This is a genomic window from Methylobacterium sp. CB376 (assembly GCF_029714205.1).
Classification (GTDB): Bacteria; Pseudomonadota; Alphaproteobacteria; order Rhizobiales; family Beijerinckiaceae; genus Methylobacterium.
Window position 1 is genome coordinate 6,841,236 of the sequence record NZ_CP121648.1, and the last position, 17,450, is coordinate 6,858,685.

16 protein-coding genes and 1 pseudogene are annotated in these 17,450 nt (G+C 74.2%); 5 read left to right on the forward strand and 12 right to left on the reverse strand.

The window, feature by feature from the left end; all coding sequences use genetic code 11:
• Window positions 1-163: 163 nt before the first annotated feature.
• The gene (locus tag QA634_RS31545; protein WP_012335891.1) at window positions 164-1,726 is read left to right on the forward strand and encodes an ATP-binding protein; all 1,563 of its coding nucleotides are present in this window, start codon (window positions 164-166) and stop codon (window positions 1,724-1,726) included.
• Window positions 1,727-1,733: 7 nt separating this feature from the next.
• On the opposite strand, the gene QA634_RS31550 is transcribed toward QA634_RS31545, so the two are convergent.
• Complete coding sequence (locus QA634_RS31550; protein ID WP_012335892.1) at window positions 1,734-1,940, reverse strand: hypothetical protein; 207 nt, start codon at window positions 1,938-1,940, stop codon at window positions 1,734-1,736.
• A gap of 391 nt (window positions 1,941-2,331) precedes the next feature.
• On the opposite strand from QA634_RS31550, the gene QA634_RS31555 reads away from it, so the two are divergent.
• The gene (locus QA634_RS31555) at window positions 2,332-2,559 is read left to right on the forward strand and encodes a hypothetical protein (protein ID WP_043701794.1); all 228 of its coding nucleotides are present in this window, start codon (window positions 2,332-2,334) and stop codon (window positions 2,557-2,559) included.
• Window positions 2,560-2,732: 173 nt separating this feature from the next.
• On the opposite strand, the gene coaBC is transcribed toward QA634_RS31555, so the two are convergent.
• The 5 genes from coaBC to QA634_RS31580 all read right to left on the reverse strand — a co-directional run bounded on the left by coaBC (window position 2,733) and on the right by QA634_RS31580 (window position 8,687).
• Window positions 2,733-4,013: a bifunctional phosphopantothenoylcysteine decarboxylase/phosphopantothenate--cysteine ligase CoaBC gene (coaBC, locus tag QA634_RS31560; protein WP_012335893.1), complete on the reverse strand. Its 1,281-nt coding sequence runs from the start codon at window positions 4,011-4,013 to the stop codon at window positions 2,733-2,735.
• A 421-nt stretch (window positions 4,014-4,434) separates the two neighbouring features.
• Window positions 4,435-5,676, reverse strand: a complete 1,242-nt coding sequence (locus tag QA634_RS31565) for an ABC transporter substrate-binding protein (RefSeq protein ID WP_012335894.1) — start codon at window positions 5,674-5,676, stop codon at window positions 4,435-4,437.
• Window positions 5,677-5,705: 29 nt separating this feature from the next.
• The gene (ubiB, locus tag QA634_RS31570; protein WP_012335895.1) at window positions 5,706-7,259 is read right to left on the reverse strand and encodes a 2-polyprenylphenol 6-hydroxylase; all 1,554 of its coding nucleotides are present in this window, start codon (window positions 7,257-7,259) and stop codon (window positions 5,706-5,708) included.
• 28 nt (window positions 7,260-7,287) lie between these two features.
• Window positions 7,288-8,043: a bifunctional demethylmenaquinone methyltransferase/2-methoxy-6-polyprenyl-1,4-benzoquinol methylase UbiE gene (gene ubiE / locus QA634_RS31575; protein ID WP_012335896.1), complete on the reverse strand. Its 756-nt coding sequence runs from the start codon at window positions 8,041-8,043 to the stop codon at window positions 7,288-7,290.
• Between the two features lie 194 nt (window positions 8,044-8,237).
• A complete protein-coding gene (locus tag QA634_RS31580; RefSeq protein ID WP_283027046.1) occupies window positions 8,238-8,687 on the reverse strand; it encodes a hypothetical protein in 450 nt (149 codons plus the stop codon).
• A gap of 549 nt (window positions 8,688-9,236) precedes the next feature.
• Here QA634_RS31580 and mutM point away from each other — a divergent pair.
• Window positions 9,237-10,130 (forward strand): bifunctional DNA-formamidopyrimidine glycosylase/DNA-(apurinic or apyrimidinic site) lyase, encoded by an 894-nt coding sequence (mutM, locus tag QA634_RS31585; RefSeq protein WP_012335898.1) that lies wholly within the window; start codon window positions 9,237-9,239, stop codon window positions 10,128-10,130.
• Between the two features lie 267 nt (window positions 10,131-10,397).
• Here the strand turns inward: mutM and QA634_RS31590 are convergent, their stop codons facing one another.
• A complete protein-coding gene (locus QA634_RS31590) occupies window positions 10,398-10,706 on the reverse strand; it encodes a DUF6925 family protein (RefSeq protein ID WP_445928394.1) in 309 nt (102 codons plus the stop codon).
• A gap of 76 nt (window positions 10,707-10,782) precedes the next feature.
• Window positions 10,783-11,298 (reverse strand): annotated as a pseudogene (locus tag QA634_RS36010) (DUF6925 family protein); the annotation flags it as partial.
• 80 nt (window positions 11,299-11,378) lie between these two features.
• On the opposite strand from QA634_RS36010, the gene QA634_RS31595 reads away from it, so the two are divergent.
• Window positions 11,379-12,137: a DUF502 domain-containing protein gene (locus QA634_RS31595; protein WP_012335900.1), complete on the forward strand. Its 759-nt coding sequence runs from the start codon at window positions 11,379-11,381 to the stop codon at window positions 12,135-12,137.
• A 33-nt stretch (window positions 12,138-12,170) separates the two neighbouring features.
• On the opposite strand, the gene QA634_RS31600 is transcribed toward QA634_RS31595, so the two are convergent.
• Both QA634_RS31600 and QA634_RS31605 read right to left on the reverse strand, forming a co-directional pair.
• Complete coding sequence (locus QA634_RS31600; RefSeq protein WP_012335901.1) at window positions 12,171-15,134, reverse strand: glycosyltransferase; 2,964 nt, start codon at window positions 15,132-15,134, stop codon at window positions 12,171-12,173.
• A gap of 129 nt (window positions 15,135-15,263) precedes the next feature.
• Window positions 15,264-15,527, reverse strand: coding sequence for a hypothetical protein (locus QA634_RS31605; RefSeq protein ID WP_012335902.1), 264 nt, complete (start codon window positions 15,525-15,527; stop codon window positions 15,264-15,266).
• A gap of 228 nt (window positions 15,528-15,755) precedes the next feature.
• Between QA634_RS31605 and QA634_RS31610 the strand changes: the two genes are divergently transcribed.
• Window positions 15,756-16,046, forward strand: a complete 291-nt coding sequence (locus tag QA634_RS31610) for a hypothetical protein (RefSeq protein ID WP_236728846.1) — start codon at window positions 15,756-15,758, stop codon at window positions 16,044-16,046.
• 222 nt (window positions 16,047-16,268) lie between these two features.
• Here QA634_RS31610 and QA634_RS31615 read toward each other — a convergent pair whose 3' ends face one another.
• Together QA634_RS31615 and QA634_RS31620 are read right to left on the reverse strand one after the other, a co-directional pair.
• Entirely contained in the window at window positions 16,269-16,490 is a 222-nt protein-coding gene (locus QA634_RS31615; RefSeq protein WP_012335904.1) for a hypothetical protein, read from the reverse strand.
• A gap of 426 nt (window positions 16,491-16,916) precedes the next feature.
• A complete protein-coding gene (locus QA634_RS31620; protein WP_018263526.1) occupies window positions 16,917-17,225 on the reverse strand; it encodes a hypothetical protein in 309 nt (102 codons plus the stop codon).
• Window positions 17,226-17,450: the final 225 nt, after the last annotated feature.

Genomic DNA, 17,450 nt, shown 5'->3' on the forward strand with positions numbered 1-17,450 from the left:
GGGCTTGTCATCCGCATTCCGGACGTGATCGTCCGGCCGGACGTGATCGTCCGCACGGCGTCTGATTCCTCCCCGCGGAGTCCTGTGGACCCGGCCCGCGGGCGCGGATCGCGGCCCGGCCCGCCCGTGTTAGAACCCCGGTTCGGGTGAGTGCGGAGCCGTGATGACGATCAGCGTGGAGATGGGCGTGGCGGCCGGCCACCAGGCCGCCGCCCTCGATCTGGAGGAACTCCTCGCCACCCGCCTCCTCGTCCAGGGCAATTCGGGCTCGGGCAAGTCGCACCTGCTGCGCCGCCTGCTGGAGCAGAGCGCCGCCCATGTCCAGCAGGTCGTGATCGATCCGGAGGGCGACTTCGTCACCCTGGCCGACCGCTTCGGCCACGTGGTGGTCGACGGGGCGCACGGGGAGGCGGATCTGCAGCGCATCGCCGCGCGGGTGCGCGCCCACCGGGTCTCGGTGGTGCTGACCCTGGAGAGCCTCGACGTCGAGGCGCAGATGCGGGCCGCCGCCGCCTTCCTGGGCGGCCTGTTCGACGCCGAGCGCGACCATTGGTACCCGGTGCTCGTCGTCGTCGACGAGGCGCAGCTCTTCGCCCCGGCCGCCGCCGGCGAGGTCTCGGACGAGGCCCGCAAGGCGTCGCTCGGCGCCATGACCAACCTGATGTGCCGCGGCCGCAAGCGGGGCCTCGCCGGGGTCATCGCCACCCAGCGCCTCGCCAAGCTCGCCAAGAACGTCGCCGCGGAAGCCTCGAACTTCCTGATGGGCCGCACCTTCCTCGACATCGACATGGCCCGCGCCGCCGACCTGCTCGGCCTGGAGCGGCGCCAGGCCGAGAGTTTTCGCGACCTGGAGCGCGGCTCCTTCGTGGCGCTCGGGCCGGCCCTGTCGAAGCGCCCGCTGACCCTGCGCATCGGCCCGGTCGCGACCGCGCCGCGCTCGACGAGCCCCAAGCTCGTGCCGCTGCCCGCCCCCGCGGCCGAGGACCTGCGCGACCTCATCCTGACCCCCGCCGCCGACGAGCCGCCGCGGATGCCGGCGCCCCGCCCGGCCGCCCCGCGGCCCTCGCCGGTCGACCTGCTGCAGCAGCTCGCCCAGGCCCGGCCCCTGCCGCCGGAGCCCGAGGAGCAGCCCGCCCTCGGCCCGGAGGAGCGGGAGGCGGCCCTCGCGGCGATCCTGCGCGAGATCGCCGCCGACCCGGATGCCGGGCACCACACGGTCGCGGTGCTCTACCAGGATTTCCTGGTGCGCTGCCGCATGCGCCGGGTCGGGGCGCCCCTCGACCTGCCGGCTTTCCGGCGCCGGCTCGCGGTAGCGCGGGCGGGGCTCGAGGAGGGCGGGCGGGAGGCCGAGGCGGATGCGGTGCTCGACGCCTGCGCGGGCCTGCCGGAGGAGGTGCAGGGGCTGTTCCTGCTCCTCGCCCGCGCGGCCCGCGCCGGGGCGCCGTGCCCCTCGGACGAGGCCCTGGCGCGGGCGATCGGCTCCCGCTCGCCCGGCCGGGCGCGGCGGCTCCTCGCCTTCGTGGAGAGCCGCGGTGCCGTCGTCTGCCGGACCGATTTCCGCGGCAACCGGATCGTGGCGATCCCGGGCCTCGGCTGCGAGACCGGCCCGGGCGACCCCAAGGCGGCGCCAGGCGACCCCAAGGCGGCGCCAAGCGACCCCAAGGCGGCGCCGGGCGGCCCGAAGGGGGCGGCCGAGCCTCCGGCGGGGCTGTTCGCGGCCGAGTAGGGGGCCCTCAGGGGCGCCGCTCGCAGAGCGTCTTGACGTAGGTGGTGGCGTCCGGGCTGCGGCCGGCATGGGCCGCCATCGTGGGACCCATCAGCATGCATTCCTGGGGCGAATGCGCGGGCGCCGTCATCACGTCCTGCGCGGTGTCGCGGGTGCAATCCTTGGCATCGAGCGTTGAGGCGCAGACGAGCGCCACCACGAGCAGCACGGGCATCGGAACCTCCGACCGGGGGAGACCGGAATTCTAGAGCTGGTCTCTCGCCCGCCAAGGATCGACTCCTGCGGTATAGTGCACCGTTTCGGCACGGCCGCGGGCGGCTTCGCCGCCGCGCCCGCCACCCGCCTTCGGCCGTGCCGCCCCGGCCGGAGGGTGAGGGGGTCGGGCTCCGCCTCCCGGATCCGTCCCGGGCCGCCGGGATGGGCCGCGGCCCGCGTCGGGACGATGGCCGAGCACGGCGCATCCGCCGCAGGCCGGCACCGTGGCGGCGGTGCCGGATTGCGCCGCTCGCTCCACAAAGATGATGGGACCGCTGCGCGCCGCTGCCGGCGCGAGAGCCCGGTGAATCCGCGTAACATCGCAGAGTTTCAGCAAGGCCTGGGACGCCATGGCCTCGCATTTCGGCGCCGATCAGGTGAACGGCATCGTCAGTTCGCGGCGCCAGTTCGGCGCCCATCTGATGCCTGATCTTCAGGCCGCGGCGATGGCGCAGGTCGCCCCGTTCTCGCCCGTTCTGATCGGCCTGCATCAGCTTCACGACATGCTGCCGCTGACCGTTTCCAGTCTGCTGGTGCGCGGCGCCGCTCCGGACGAGTGCGCCGCCTGCGGCGACTGATACGCCATCCGGTTGATGGCTTCGCCCTCTCCCGTTCCGGCCATGCGGATGTCGGCGTCGCTCAGGCGCCGCGCGGGCTTGGGATCCGCTTGCTCGAAGCGGATCCCGGATCAGCCGCGCATCCTCCCCGGCGCGGGCGGCGCCGGGGCTGCGGCGCCGCCCCGGATCAGCCCTCAGGTGCCCGCCCGCAGCTCCGCCAGATGCGCGACGAGGCGCCGGGCGACCTCGTCCTTGGCCAGGGTCGGCCAGGTCTCGACCGCGCCGTCGCGGCCGATCAGCAGGATCGTGTTGCGGTCCCCGCCCATCACGCCCGTCCCCGCCGAGACGTCGTTGGCGACGATGAGGTCGCAGCCCTTGCGGGCGATCTTGGCGCGGGCATGGGCGACCACCTCGCGGGTCTCGGCGGCGAAGCCGACCACCAGGGGCGGGCGACCCTGCGCCCTCCGCGCGATGGTGGCGAGGATGTCGGGATTCTCCACGAGGGCGATGCCCGGAGGACCGCCCGGCCCCTTCTTGATCTTCTCGCCGGTCTCCGCGGCCGGGCGCCAATCGGCGACGGCGGCGGCGAAGATCGCGATGTCGGCGGGCAGGGCCGCCTCCACGGCGGCGAGCATCGCGCGCGCGGTCTCGACCCTGACCACCGTGACCCCCTTCGGGTCCGGGAGGGCGACCGGACCGGAGACCAGCGTCACCCGGGCGCCCGCCGCCGCGGCCGCGGCCGCGATGGCGTGGCCCTGCTTGCCCGAGGAGCGGTTGGCGATGTAGCGGACCGGGTCGATCGGCTCGTGGGTCGGGCCCGAGGTGACGAGGACGTGCCGCCCCGCCAGCGCCCCCGCCGGCGGATTCGCGAGGGGGTTGCCGGCGCGGCGCGCCAGCAGCGCCACCAGCGCCTCGGCGATCTCGTCGGGCTCGGCCATGCGGCCGGGGCCGGTCTCGGCCTCCGCCATGGCGCCCTCGTTCGGGCCCACCACCGCGACGCCGTCGGCGCGCAGGGTGGCGAGGTTGCGCTGCGTCGCCGGGTGCAGCCACATCCGCACGTTCATGGCCGGCGCGATCAGGATCGGCAGGGTGGTGGCGAGCAGCACCGTCGCGGCGAGGTCGTCCGCGTGGCCGCCCGCCATCCGGGCCATCAGGTTGGCGGTGGCGGGCGCCACCACTACCGCATCGGCCTGCCGGGCAAGCTTGATGTGGCCGATATCGGCCTCGTCGTCCCGGTCGAACAGGTCGGTATGGACCCGCTCGCCCGAGAGGGCGCCCGCCGCCAGCGGCGTCACGAAGCCCTGCGCGCCCTGCGTCAGCACGCAGCGCACGGCGGCGCCGCGCGCGCGCAGGCGCCGGATCAGGTCGAGGGACTTGTAGGCCGCGATGCCGCCCCCGATCACGAGCAGCACCCGGCGGTTCGCGAGGGGGAGGGGCACGGAATCGCCGGGAAGCAGGGAATCCTCGGGGAGCATGGGGGCCTCGTGGGCAGTCGGATCCGGCGGGCGGCGGCGCGCCCGGCGCCTCCTCGATGACCTCGTCCGCCCGCGCCAGCAACCCGTCCGGCAGGCCGAGGCCGAGCGCAGGGTGACGACGCGCGCGAAGGCGGTGGGCTGCTCCACCGGTGAGAACGGGCGGGGCGCCCCGCGCCTCCGCGAGGACCGGCTGCATGCGCCGGTTCGACGGAATGATCCGGGATCCGCTCGATCGAAGCGGATCCCGGATCACGCGCCTGCGCGGCGCCTGAGCGACGCCGACATCCGCATGGCCGAGATGGGAGATGGCGAAGCCATCAACCGGATGGCGGATGAGCGGAGTGGCGAGGATGGCGACCCGGGCGAGGGCCGGAAGGCGCCGCCGGGCCAGCTTCGGTTCACGGCGCGCGGTCGCGGGCGCTCACCGCGCCGCCTTCACCAGCGGGCAGCCCCCCTCGGCCAGGGGCCGGAAGGCCTCGTCGCCGGGGACCGTCGCCAGGAGCTTGTAGAGGTCCCACTCGCCCTTCGATTCCTGCGGCGTCTTCACCTGCATCAGGTACATGTCGTGGACCATGCGCCCGTCCTCGCGCACCCGGCCGCCCCTCGCGAACATGTCGTCCACCGGCATCTCCCGCATCTTGGCGACGACCTTGAGGGCGTCGTCGGTGCCGGCCTCCCGCACGGCCTTCAGGTAATGGGTGACCGCCGAGTAGACCCCCGCCTGATGCATGGTCGGCATCAGCCCGTAGGCCTGCTTGAAGCGCGTCGCGAAGGCGCGGGTCGCCTCGTCCCGGTCCCAGTAGAAGGCCGTGGTCAGGAGGAGCCCCTGCGCCACGTCGATGCCGAGGCTGTGCACGTCGTCGATGTTGATGAGGAGGGCGAGCAGGGTCTGCCCGCCCTGGACGATGCCGAATTCGTGCGCCTGCTTGATCGCGTTGACCGTGTCGCCGCCCGCATTGGCGAAGGCGACGAGCTTGGCCCCCGATCCCTGCGCCTGGATCAGGAAGGACGAGAAGTCGGCGGTGGCGAAGGGCGCCCGCACGGTCGACAGCACCTTGCCGCCGGAGCGCTTCACCTCGGCGGCGCCGTCCCGCTCCAGGGCGTGGCCGAAGGCGTAATCCGCCGTCACGAAGGCCCAGGTGTCGAGGCCCCGCTTCACCGCCGCCTGGCCCGAGACGTGGGACAGCGCGTAGGTGTCGTAGGTCCAGTGCAGGCCGGTCGGCGAGCAGGCCGGCCCGGTCAGGTCCGAGGTGCCGCCCCCGGACACGATCAGGATCCTGCCCTTCTCCCTGGCGATCTGCTGGACCGCGAGCGCCACCGAGGAGGTCGGCACGTCGAGGATCACGTCGACGCCGTCCCGGTCGTACCATTGCCGGGCGATGTTCGAGCCGACATCCGGCTTGTTCTGGTGATCGGCGGAGACCACCTCGATCGGCCTTCCGCCGATCGTGCCGCCGAAATCCCGCACCGCCATCTCGGCCGCGATGAGCGAGCCGCGGCCGGTCGAATCGGCGTAGACGCTCGACATGTCGGTGAGGACCGCGAGCTTGACCTTGCCGTCGGTGAGGACGGGCTCCTCCGCCCGGGCCGCCCCGGCGAGGGCGAGGGCGGCGAGCGGGGCGAGGAGGGCGCGACCCGTGGTCCGCCGCTGGCGTGCTGGCATCGGGCGCGTCTCCCGGAGTCTCGTGGGGGTCAGTGCAGGGCGAGGAGGAGGACCGCGCCCGCGATGGCCCAGAGCCCGAGAGTAGACCAGACGGCCCGCCGCGTCTCGGCCCGCAGCTTCCGCTCGAGCTTCGCGCCCTCGCGCGGCGCCTCCTCGTCGAGGCGGATCAGCAGGCGCTTGAGGCGCTGGGACAGGTCGGGGGCGTCGGCCAGCACGTCCGCGAGGGTCAGGGCGGCGCGGCCCGCCTGCTCGATCCGGCCGATCGGCCCGAGATTCCGGGCGAGCCAGGTGCGCACCACCGGCTCGGCGGTGGTCCACATGTCGAGGCGCGGGTCGAGGGAGCGCGCCACGCCCTCCACCACCACCATGGTCTTCTGGAGCATCACCAGCTCGGTGCGGGTGCTCATGTCGAACAGGGCGGTGACGTCGAAGAGCAGGGTGAGCACCTTGGCCATCGAGATCTCGTCGGCCCGGCGCTGGTGGATCGGCTCGCCGATCGCCCGGATCGCCTGGGCGAAATCGTCGACCGAGTGGTGGGAGGGCACGTAGCCGGCCTCGAAATGCACCTCGGCCACGCGCCGGTAGTCGCGCAGGATGAAGCCGAGCAGGATCTCGGCCAGGAAGCGCCGCTCCTTGATGCCGAGCCGGCCCATGATGCCGAAATCGACCGCGGCGAGCCGGCCCATCGGGTCCACGAACAGGTTCCCGGGATGCATGTCGGCGTGGAAGAAGCCGTCCCGGATCGCGTGGCGCAGGAAGGACTGGATCACCGTGCGCCCGAGCGCCGCGGTGTCGTGCCCGGCCGCCACGATCGCGGCGCGGTCGTTGAGGCGGATGCCGTCGATCCATTCGCTCGCCAGCACGTCGCGGCCGGTGAGCTCCCAGATCGGCCGCGGCACCCGGAAATCCTCGTCGCCCTTGATGTTCTCGGCGAATTCCGAGAGCGCGGCGGCTTCGAGCCGCAGGTCCATCTCCATGGCGACCGAGCGGGCGAGGGTCTCCACCACCTCCCGGGGGCGCAGGCGCTCGGCCTCGGGGCGCAGGATCTCGACCACCCGCGCCATGAAGCGCATGGCCTGGATGTCGCGGGCGAAGCGCTCGCGCACGCCCGGCCGCATCACCTTCACGGCGATGGTGCGCTCGGCCCCGCCGGGCTCGCGGATGCGGGCCCGGTGCACCTGCGCGATCGAGGCCGCCGCGATGGGCGGGCTGAGGGAGAGGAAGAGGGCGCCGACCCGCTGACCCAGCGTCTCCTCGATGGTCGCCACCGCCACCTCCTGCGGGAAGGGCGGCACCCGGTCCTGCAGGCGTTCGAGGTCGCGGGCGGCCGCGACCCCGACGATGTCGGGGCGCGTCGCCAGGAACTGGCCGAACTTGACGTAGGAGGGGCCGAGCCGCGTGAGCGCGGTCGGAAGCCGGGCGGTCGGCCCGAGGCCGCGGCGCTCCAGCCGCCGGCCGAGCCGCAGGAAGGCGCGCAGGTGCGGGGGGAGGGCGGCCGCGTCCACGAAGGCGAGCGCGCCCTCGCGCGCCAGCACCCAGCCGACCTCGACGCCGCGCAGGAGGTGGAAGACCGCGCTCAGCACGACCGGCGGCCTCGCGATGCGGGGTCCGTCACGCGATCTTCCAGCCCGAATGGATGGCGCAGATCCCGCCCGAGAGCGGCCGATGCGTGACCCGGGAGAAGCCCGCCTCCTCGATCATGCGCGCGAAGGCGCCGGGCGTCGGGAAGCGGCGGATCGACTCGACGAGGTAGCGGTAGGATTCCCTGTCCCCCGCCACGAGCTCGCCGATGCGCGGGATCACCCGGAACGAGTAGGCGTCGTAGATCCGGTCGAGGCCCGGCACGTCCACGCGGGAGAATTCGAGGCACAGGAAGCGCCCGCCGGGCTTGAGCACCCGGAAGGCCTCGGCGAGCGCCAGCGGGATGCGCGGCACGTTCCGGATCCCGAAGGCGATCGTGTAGGCGTCGAAGGCATCGTCGGGCAGGGGCAGGGCCTCGGCGTTGCCGGCGACGAAGGCGATCCGCCCCTCGAAGCGCCCGCCGGCCCGCTCGCGCCCCACCGAGAGCATCGCGTCGTTGATGTCGAGGACCGTCACCTGCGTGTCCGGCCCGCCCGCGTCGAGGGCCCGGAAGGCGATGTCGCCGGTCCCGCCCGCCACGTCGAGGAGCCGGAACGGCCGCTGGCGCGAGGGGCGCAGGGTCGAGATCAGCGCGCTCTTCCAGGCCCGGTGCAGCCCGCCCGACATCAGGTCGTTCATCAGGTCGTAGCGCTTGGCGACGGAGCGGAAGACCTCGTTGACGCGCCCCTGCTTGTCGCCGAGGGGGACGCGCGAGAAGCCGAAATCGGTGCTGGTCTCGTCGGCCATCGGGGTCCTCCTCGCGCCGCCTCCATAGCGAAGGCGCGGGGTTCGCGCCATCCGGGGCCGGGCGGGCGGGGGTGCGGTTCTTCGCGCGGCCCTTCATCCGGCATCCTGTTGATGGCTTCGCCCTCTCCCATTTCGGCCATGCGGATGTCGTCTTCGCTCAGGCGCCGCGCTCAGGCGCCGCGCAGTCGCGTGATTCAGGGGCGCGGCTCGGCCGGGCCGGCCGCGTCCGGCGCATAGGTCCCGTCCCGGTCCCGGCGGATCGCGCCCCGCCCGGCCGGTGCCGTCTCACCGTTGCGCTCCCTCACCGCCTCCAGCGCCTTGCGCAGCGTTTCGGCCTCGGCGCTGCGCGGGTCCAGCCCGGCATTGAGCAACGTCGCGAAGCTCACACCGAGCTGGTCCAACCCCAGATGCTTCTCGATCAGGTCGACGATCATCTTGGGGTCCTTCTGCTGCTTCAGCAGCGCGACCGTGTCGGCGTCGAGCGACAGCCGCTTGCCGATCGCGACGACCTTCTCCTCGTCGGCCGGCTTCGCCAGCAGGGCGTTGAACTCAGCCTTGATCGCCGAGGCGAAATCCGTCAGCGACGCGTAGCGCGAGCGGTCGAGGCCGAACACCGCGCCGGCGCGTTCGAGCAGGCGGATCACCTGCTTCTCGGGCGTCACGGTGTTGACGCTGAACAGCGCCTGGCTGGCTGCGCCGGCATCGACACGGGCGGGTCCCTCCGAGAGGCGGCCTTCCCGCGCGCCGGGGCGCGGCGGGGCCGTCCCGGGGGTGGCGGGCGGCCGCAGAAGCAGAAGGGCCGTGGACCTGCTGGCGACGATCGCATTCATCATGGCGATTCTCCCAAAGGGCGGTGCCGTTCCGGGCCGTGCCGGTCGATCGCGCCGAGCGTTGCCGCCCGGTGCGCGACGCGCGCCGTTCCTGATCGCCGAACACCGTAAAAAACCCGTATGTGCGGCGCGCGAAGCGCGACTTGCGGGGCCATGACCCTAGGAAAACATGACGCACAATGTAGGAACTACTTCCGACGAACGGGGGCGACGCCGGATTTTCGGTCCGTTCTGCCCTGCCGGGCGCCGGCGGCGCGCAGCCCGCCGGCGGATTGCCCGGACGACGGGCCGCATGGCCTTCGCGGCCGCGAGACCTCATCTGCCGGCAACCTGTCCCTCCGAGAGCCGCGCGCCGCACCCGTCATGCCCGAACTGCCCGAAGTCGAGACCGTGCGCCGGGGCCTCGAACCCGCCCTCGTCGGCGCGCGCTTCACGACGGTCCACCTCGCCCGCCCCGACCTGCGCTTTCCGCTGCCCGCGCGCTTCGCCGCGCGCCTCACCGGCCAGCGGGTCGAGGCCCTGTCGCGGCGCGCCAAGTACCTCGTGGCCGACCTCTCCTCGGGCGACGCGCTGATCATGCATCTGGGCATGAGCGGGCGCTTCGACGTCGTGTTCCCGGACGGGCGCCAGCTCTCCCCGGGCGAGTTCTACCTCGAAGGCGCCCCGGGCCAGGCCAAGCACGACCACGTCGTCTTCGCGCTCTCGAACGGGGCGCGGGTGACCTACAACGACGTGCGCCGCTTCGGCTTCATGGACCTCGTGCGGCGGGCGGAGCTGGAGACCTGCCGCCACTTCGCCGGGATGGGGATCGAGCCGCTCGGCAGCGACCTCTCGGGCGAGGCGGTGGCGCGGCTGTTCCGGGGCCGGCGCACGCCCCTCAAGGCCGCGCTCCTCGACCAGCGGCTGATCGCCGGCCTCGGCAACATCTACGTCTGCGAGGCGCTGCACCGCGCCCGGCTGCATCCCGAGGCCGCGGCCGGCACCCTGGCCGACGCGGCGGGCCGGCCCACCCGCGCCGCCGCCCGCCTCGCCCAGGTGATCCGCGACGTGCTGACCGAGGCCGTCGCGGCCGGCGGCTCGACGTTGCGCGACTACGCGCACACGGACGGCACCCAGGGGGCCTTCCAGCACCGGTTCCGCGTCTACGACCGGGAGGGGCTCGCCTGCACGGCGCGGGGCTGCCGGGGCAGGGTGCGGCGGATCGTGCAGGCGGGCCGCTCGACCTTCTACTGCGAGACCTGCCAGCCGGCGCCCTGAGCGGAAGGGCGCGAGGCGATCCCGCCCGGCTTCGGCGCAGGAGGCCGGGACCGCGCCGATGTGCGCTCCCGCACTTTTGGGCGGAAGCTTCCGGGCTAGGGAGGAACCCGCGGGGACGCGTTGGCGTCGCGGCCCCGCTGCCCTCGATGGGCGTTTCCTCCCTAGACTTCGGGCCGCTCCTCGTGGGCGGCCTCTTTTTTGGGCCGTCCCGCGCCGCTCCCGCCATTCTCGAGACTCGTCGCGCGCCGGGAAACCGGGCCTGGCGGCCTAAGCCGGTCCCGGCCCGTCGCGCCAGCGGGCCTGCGCCTGCGCGACCCGCAGGGATCCCCTCCCGGCGCGGGTGGCCGGCGGCGGGACCGCCTCGCCGGCGAGGACGCGCCGCTTCAGGGCGAGGAGGTCGGGATCGCCGAACGCGGCGAGGAGCGCCTGGAAGGCGCGGTGGCGGGCGGCGTCGAACCCGCCCCCGGCGAGCGGGTGGGGCGGCTGGAGCGACCCGATTGGCACCAGCCCGGCCGGGATCGGGGCGGTCGCCGCGTGGCTGCGCCGCTGGCGCAGCAGCTTCGGCAGGATCTGCAGCCGCGGCCCGGCATCCTCCCCGGGCCGGGCCTCCCCCGGTGCAAGGCCTCCCCCGGTGCAAGGCCTCCGCCCGGTGCCCCCCGGCCAGCACGACGCGGTCGCAGGGCAGGGCCAGCAGGGCCGCGAGCACCGCCTCGGACGGCGCCCGCCCGCGCGCGGCGCGCAGGGCCGCGAGCGCCGCCCCGTCCCGCGCCCGCAGGCACAGGCGCGCGGCCCGCAGGCCGAGACCGAGGTCGAACAATTCGCCGTCGCGATCCTCCGGCCGCGCGGCGGCGCGATCCGGGCCGAGCGCCGTCACCCGGTCGGGCAGGCCGGTCGGGCAGGATTCGGCCGGCAGGCAGAGCGCGACGGCGTGGCTCCAGGCGCCCCCGCCGAGCGCCGTCTCGTACGCGAAGGCGCGCAGCGCGCCGGGATCCCCGAAGGCGAGCGCCCCTCCGGGCGCCACGGCGGCGAGGCGGCCGGGCAGGGGGCGGGCCCCCGGCGGGACGAGGATCGCCGCCCCGTAGGCGCCGAGGCTCCAGCCCGTGCGGGGATCGGCGAGCGCGCCGGCGATCAGGCCGCGCAGGGCGGCCGCATCCTGTCGTTGCCGCATGGGGGCCTGCCTTGAGCGCAGCGCAGCAAACCGTTACCTGTGCGCGGGCAGGGGGCGCCTGCGCTGGTGAGGGCGAGAGCGTGCAGGATCCGTCGCCGTTGATCCACGAGCCCGAACCCGCCGCCCGCAAGCGGGTCAGCGTCCGGGGCCGCCTGCGGAACTACTTCTTCACCGGCGTCATCGTCGCCGGGCCGCTGGCGATCACGATCTACATCACGTGGTGGTGCATCAGCCTGATCGACGGCTGGGTCAAGCCGCTCGTGCCCGCCACCTACCTGCCGGACCATTACCTGCCCTTCAACATCCCGGGGCTCGGCCTGCTGATCGCCTTCGTGGGGCTCACGCTGCTCGGCGCCTTCACGGCGAACCTCGTCGGGCGCTCGGTGGTGGAGTTCGGCGAGGTGCTGCTCGCCCGGACGCCGGTGATCTCGGGCCTCTACCGGGGCCTGCGGCAGGTCTTCGAGACGCTGTTCTCCACCAGCGGCACCTCGTTCCGCACGGTCGGCCTGGTGGAGTTCCCCGTCAAGGGAACGTGGTCGGTGGTGTTCCTGTCGGCGCCCGCCGGCCGCGACGTGCAGGCGGCCCTGCCGCCGGGCGGGGATTACGTGGGCGTGTTCCTGCCCTGCGCGCCGAACCCCACCACCGGCTTCTTCTTCTATCTCCCGCGCAGCGAGGTGATCGAGCTGCCGATCAGCGTCGACGACGCGGCCAAGCTGGTGATGTCGGCGGGCGTGATCCAGCCGGAGGACGCCCAGACCCGCCTGCAGGCGATGGCGGCCGGGTTGAAGGTGGCGCAGGTCGGCCCCGAGATGCCCGCGCGGGACAAGCAGGACGCGTGATCGGCCCCGCCCGGGCCGACCGGCGGGGGCGGATCACGCCCGGCGCGCGGCCCCGCGGGACGGCTGCGCCGGGGAGACCTCCTCGGCTTTCAGGCCGTAATACTCCGTGAGCATCGACCCGTACGACAGGGACGGGTAGGGCCGGCGGCGCGCGTAGAGCTCGGCGAGCGGCAGGTCGAGCAGCCTGTCGTTGACCTCCTGCGGCCGCTCGATCAGCGCGGGATCGAGCAGCAGCCCCTCCTGGCGGGCCCGCAGGCGCTCGGCCGGAGCTCCGAGATCGAAGACGAGCGGCGGCAGGCCGGCCGCGAGCGCGATGGAGAGCGCGTAGCAGTAGGTTTCCGGCCAGATCGACGGGATTAGCACGACGTCTGCCCCTTCCGCCTCGAGGAGGTCCATGGCCTCGTCGGGCGAGCGGTAGCGTCCGGTCTCGGTGACGCCGATCTCCGACAGCCGGTCCGTCATGGAGGTGTAGCCGACGACCGCGTAGCGGATCTGCAGATCCCGCAGCCTGGCGTCGAGCCCCAGGCTGTGGAGCAGGGCGACTCCCTTGTGCGGCCCGATCGCGCCGACGACCGCCACGCGCAGCACCTCGCCCCGGCGCAGGGCGGGGAGCGGGCGGGGCGTCAGGGTCTCGGCGTGGGGGCGCAGCGCGATCCGCGCCCCGGGCAGGAGCGGCCCGATCCGGGCGGCGATGTCCCGGGAAGGGGCGAAGACCGCCTCGGCCCCCGCCACGAAGGCCGCGTAGGCGCTCCGGCGCTCGTCGGGGTCGACGCAATCGGGATCGTCGTGGTCGGCCGCCAAGCAGCCGCGGCAGGTCTCGACCCCGGGCAGGCCGCAATAGGTGCCGAGCCTCGTCACGAGGTCGTTGCGGTGACAGACGGGCGAGTAGTCGTGGAGCGTCACGTAGCGGCGCGGGAGGGGAGCGAGGATCTCCATCAGGCGGCGGGTCGCGCGCCACTCCAGCCCGACCAGGGAATGGACGTGGACGAAGAGCGGCTGCAGCCATCCGAGGAAGCTCTCGAGGGAGGCCGCGTGCCGCAGCACGTGGATGGCGTCGCAGGAGCAGGTCAGGACGGCGCGGCGGCTCTCGGGCGCGAATTCCACCTTGACCGTGGAGTGCCCCGCCACGCGCAGCAGCACGACCGGGACGCCCTCGCCCGCGAGGCGCGCGGCCGCGTCCCGGACGTGGGTCTCGATCCCGCCGCCCCTCTCGTGGGTGACGAACAGGGCCGCGCGCGGGCCGGCCTGCCGGGCGATGCGGTAGAGATCGAGGCGCATCCGCCCCTCGCGGCCGGGATCCGCCGCGATGAAGCGCTGCACGGCCCCGAAATAGTCGGGGTGCTTGAGGCTCAGCCGCCGCTCGATGCGCGGCGCGTTGTCGATGTAGGCGGTCGAGAAGGACACGCCGCCCGCGTGGTACACGAAGACGTCCTGGACGAGCAGGTTGCGGTAGCCGGCCTGCTTGGCCCGCATGCAGAAGTCGTTCTCCTCGCCGTAGCCGTGCCCGAAGGTCTCCGCGTCGAAGGGACCGATCCGCGCGAGCGCCTCGCCGCGGATGTAGAAGCAGAAGCCGACCCCGGTCGGCACCTCGACGGCGCGGCCCGGGTTGCAGGCGCGCGCGCAGGCGTCGATCTCGGCCGGGCCGATCTCGAGGGCGAGGCGGTTGTCGATGTTGGCCTGCGGGTAGCTGCAGATGGTGGCATTGTTGGAGAGGGGGGTCAGGGTCGCCGCGTCCGGGTTGGCGCGGGCATGGGCCCGCAGGCGGTCGATCCAGTCGCCGGACGGCACGGCGTCGGAATTGAGCAGGATCACGTCGCGGTCGCCGCTCGCCGCGATGCCCCGGTTGACCGAGCGCACGAAGCCGAGATTCTCCGCGTTCTCGACGAGGATCAGGAACTTCCTCGCCGCCAGGGCCTGCAGGGCGGCGCGCAGCTGGGGCTCCGGCCCGCAATCGTCCACCACGACGAGGGCGAAGGACGTGGTTTGGCGGCTCGACAGGACGGCGTGGATCGCCCGCAGGGTTTCGGCCCGTCCCTTGTAGACCGGGACGATCACGACGACCTCGGCCGCCGCAAGGTCGGCGGCCGGCCGCGCCGCATCCCACTCATCCGCGCGGGGCGCCTCCAGAGGCGGCCATTCGCCGCAGCCGAAGGGGTTCGGCAGCAACCCCGCCGGCCGCCCCTCCGTCAGGTAGTGGTAGAAGGGGTTCACCGCGTCGCCGAGGTGCGGGGCCTGCTCCTCCCGATAAAAGCCCGTCCAGAACCACTCGCTGGGATCGCGGCCCTCCTTCCAGCCGAAATCCACGTAGTGCTCGACCGGGTCGATGCCCGATTGCCGCACATCCGCGTACCGGGTCAGGTAGGAGGCGCGGTCGAATTCCTGCGCGATGGTGCTGAGGACGACGGGGCGGGACACCCGTGCCCTCCCTCCGCTCGCGCCGCAGGCCAGGGCGGCCTCGAGCGGCTCCGGGTGATCGAGCAGGCCGTAGGTGGACACGAAGTGGTAGAAGGGGCACAGGCCCGTCGCCGCGATGTGGCGGTGCTTGCCCGCATGCGCGGCCGACGAGAAGCCGGGCGCCGGTTCGTACCCCTCCCGCCATCCGACCGTGAGATAATGCGTGAGGGCGTCCGCCCCGGCATCGAGGCGCGCCGCGTCCCTGTAGAAGGCCTCGTCGAAATGGTCCCGGACGACGCGGGCCTGGATCGCGACCGCCTCCTCGGCCGAGAACGCGACCGCCCGCTGCCGCTCCGCCTCGGGCCGCGCCGCGTAATGGGCGAGCGGGTTGGTCCGCGGCGTCGGGCCGAGATGCTTGTCCTTGTAGAGGAGGGTCGGGAAGGAGGGCGACGGGTCCCGCCCCTCCTTCCAGCCGAAGGACATGTAGTGCGCGAAGGGATCGGCCCCCGCCACCCCGACATCGGGGTAGCGGAGCCGATAGAATCGCTCGTCGAAATGCACGCGGACCGACAGTTTTCTCGGCGAGCGCAACCACCTCAGCATCAAATCACGGCCCCGCGGCAAGCGTGTCGAGTAGACCACCCGCGCGCGGCGATTCAATAGTCATCTCTCGATGGGTAAGCACGCCGAGGCGGTCCGCGCGCGAGGCCCCGGGCGGAGCCTCTCGGGGGGTCAGGAGCGGGCGGCCTGACGCATGGCCGCGACGGCGGTCTCGACGCGGGCGACGCCGTCGGGCGTGAAGGTGATCTCGTCCGCGCTGAGGGACGCGAGGCCGCGCGCCTCGATCTCGGCGGCCCCGTCCGGGTCGGCCCGGTGGCCGGACCCGTCCCGGCGCACGACCGCCCGGATGGGCTGGCCCGTCGCCAGGTGGTGATAGGCGGCGAAGGCGAGGATCGAGAGGGCGCGGTCGGAGAGAGGATCGGTGCTGCTGGCCATCGGCGGTTCCACCCGGGATCTGGTCTGAGAGCTCCGGCCCGGCGTCTCGGGCGAGGCGCCGGCCGGACCCGGCATCAACGCCGCAGCGGCGGCTTCGTGCGCGGTCGCGGGCTGGCGCAGGGTGTCGCGGCCGGACCCCGGTCAGGCCTGGGCGAACGGACCGCGCCCCCGGGCGTTGCCCCACGCCACCGCCACCGGTGGCGCGAGATGCGGTGGAGGAGACGGCGCATGAGAACGGCAACGATGGGGGCCGCGGCGGCCCTGGTCGGAACGCTCCTGGTCGGCACGGCGACGCTCGCCGCCGAGGGCTCGGGTCCGGGCGCCTCCGGCGCGGCGCCCGGCCGGGAGGTCCAGCCGAGCGGGCGCATGCAGGGGCCGCCCAACGCGGCGGGCTTCAACGGCCAGACCGACGCGACCGGCTCGACGCGTCCCGGCGCCTCGGGCGCGGCGCCCGGCCGGGAGGTCCAGCCGGGCGGCCGGATGCAGGGTCCGCCGAACGCCAACGGCTTCGGGAAGTAGCGCGGCGCCGGAGCGCCGCTTCAGGCCAGGGTGCGGGTCGCGCCGCCGGCCTCGACCGCTCCGCTCGCCGCGAGGCGCGGCGGAGCGGCGGCCTGGACCTCGCTCAGCGATTCGCGCGGGCCCTGCGGCCCCTCGGCGGCGGGGAGCCGCCGGGCGGCCGGCAGGGCGCCGGTCCGACCCCGCGCCAGGGCGTCACGATGCGGGGGCGGTCCCGAGGGCGGCTCAGGAGGTGGCGCCGTAGGCATCGCTGCAACAGGCCGGCAGGGGCAGGCCCTCGCTCAGGCGGTCCGCGCAATCGTCCATGCTGCCGGAGGGCGCGCCGAGGGCGTCGCCGGTCGCGAGCCCGAGGCCCAGGGCGCCGGAGCCGACGGCCCGGCCGCAGCCGCGACGGCGGCCGAAGCCGCCCGCCTGGCCCTCGCGGCCGTTGAAGCCGCGCCCGACCACGATCCCGCGATTCGCGCCCGCGGCGATGCCGGCCGCGCCGAGGGCGGGTCCCCGAGCGCCGATGCGCGCTCCGCCCGAGCCGAGCCCGCCGGTGCCGATCCCGGTCCCCGGAACCCGCCGCCGAGACCGGCGCCGTCGCGCGCATCCGCGGCGACGGGGGCGAGCGCGAATGCGGCGGCCACGGTGCCTGCCAGCCAAGTGTGTTCCACCCAAGGGCGCTCCAGCCAAGGGCGCTCCAGCCAAGCGTGATGGGTCGTTCCATCCGCTCCACGTTCGGTCCGGTGCGTTCGTGGCGGGCCAACGGGCCCGGCCGCCGGACCGTTCACGCGGGGCCGGCGGGCGTCCGCCGCGGCACGCGGGCGCCTCGCGGGATCTCGGGCCGGGGCCGAGGCTCGCCCCTCCCGGTCTCGGCGACGCCCCGTCCGGCTATCGGGGCGCCCGCGGCGCTTGGTCGGGCGTTCCCGCGACGCGCGCCGGGGCGCCGAGCGCGCCCTGGGCGCGGTCGGCGCGATGCGCGGCCGGCATGACGAAGGTCTGCGGACCGCCCGCCATCACGGCGCGGCGCTGCCCGGTCGAACTCGCGGACAGCGCCGCGACGTAGATGCAGAGGGCGAGCGCGGCGACGCTCAGCACGCCGCTCACCAGATCGGCCCACGGCTCAAGCCACTTGATGACGAGCAGGCCGACGACGAAGACTGGGACCGCGACGAGGGCGAGCACGACGGGCGAGGACACCGGCTGGGTCTCCTGGACGCAGTTCGGAGACGCGACCAACGTTCCGCTCGCCCCGAGGATCCCGGCGCCTCATCCCGGCCGGGGCCCGGACCCGCCCGCAGCGCCGTCTGATCCGACATCCGACGGATTGCGTCGCCATCTCCCATTTCGGCAATGCGGATGTCGGCGTCGCTCAGGCGCCGCGCGGGCGTGTCATCCGCTGTCCGGACGTGATCGTCCGGACAG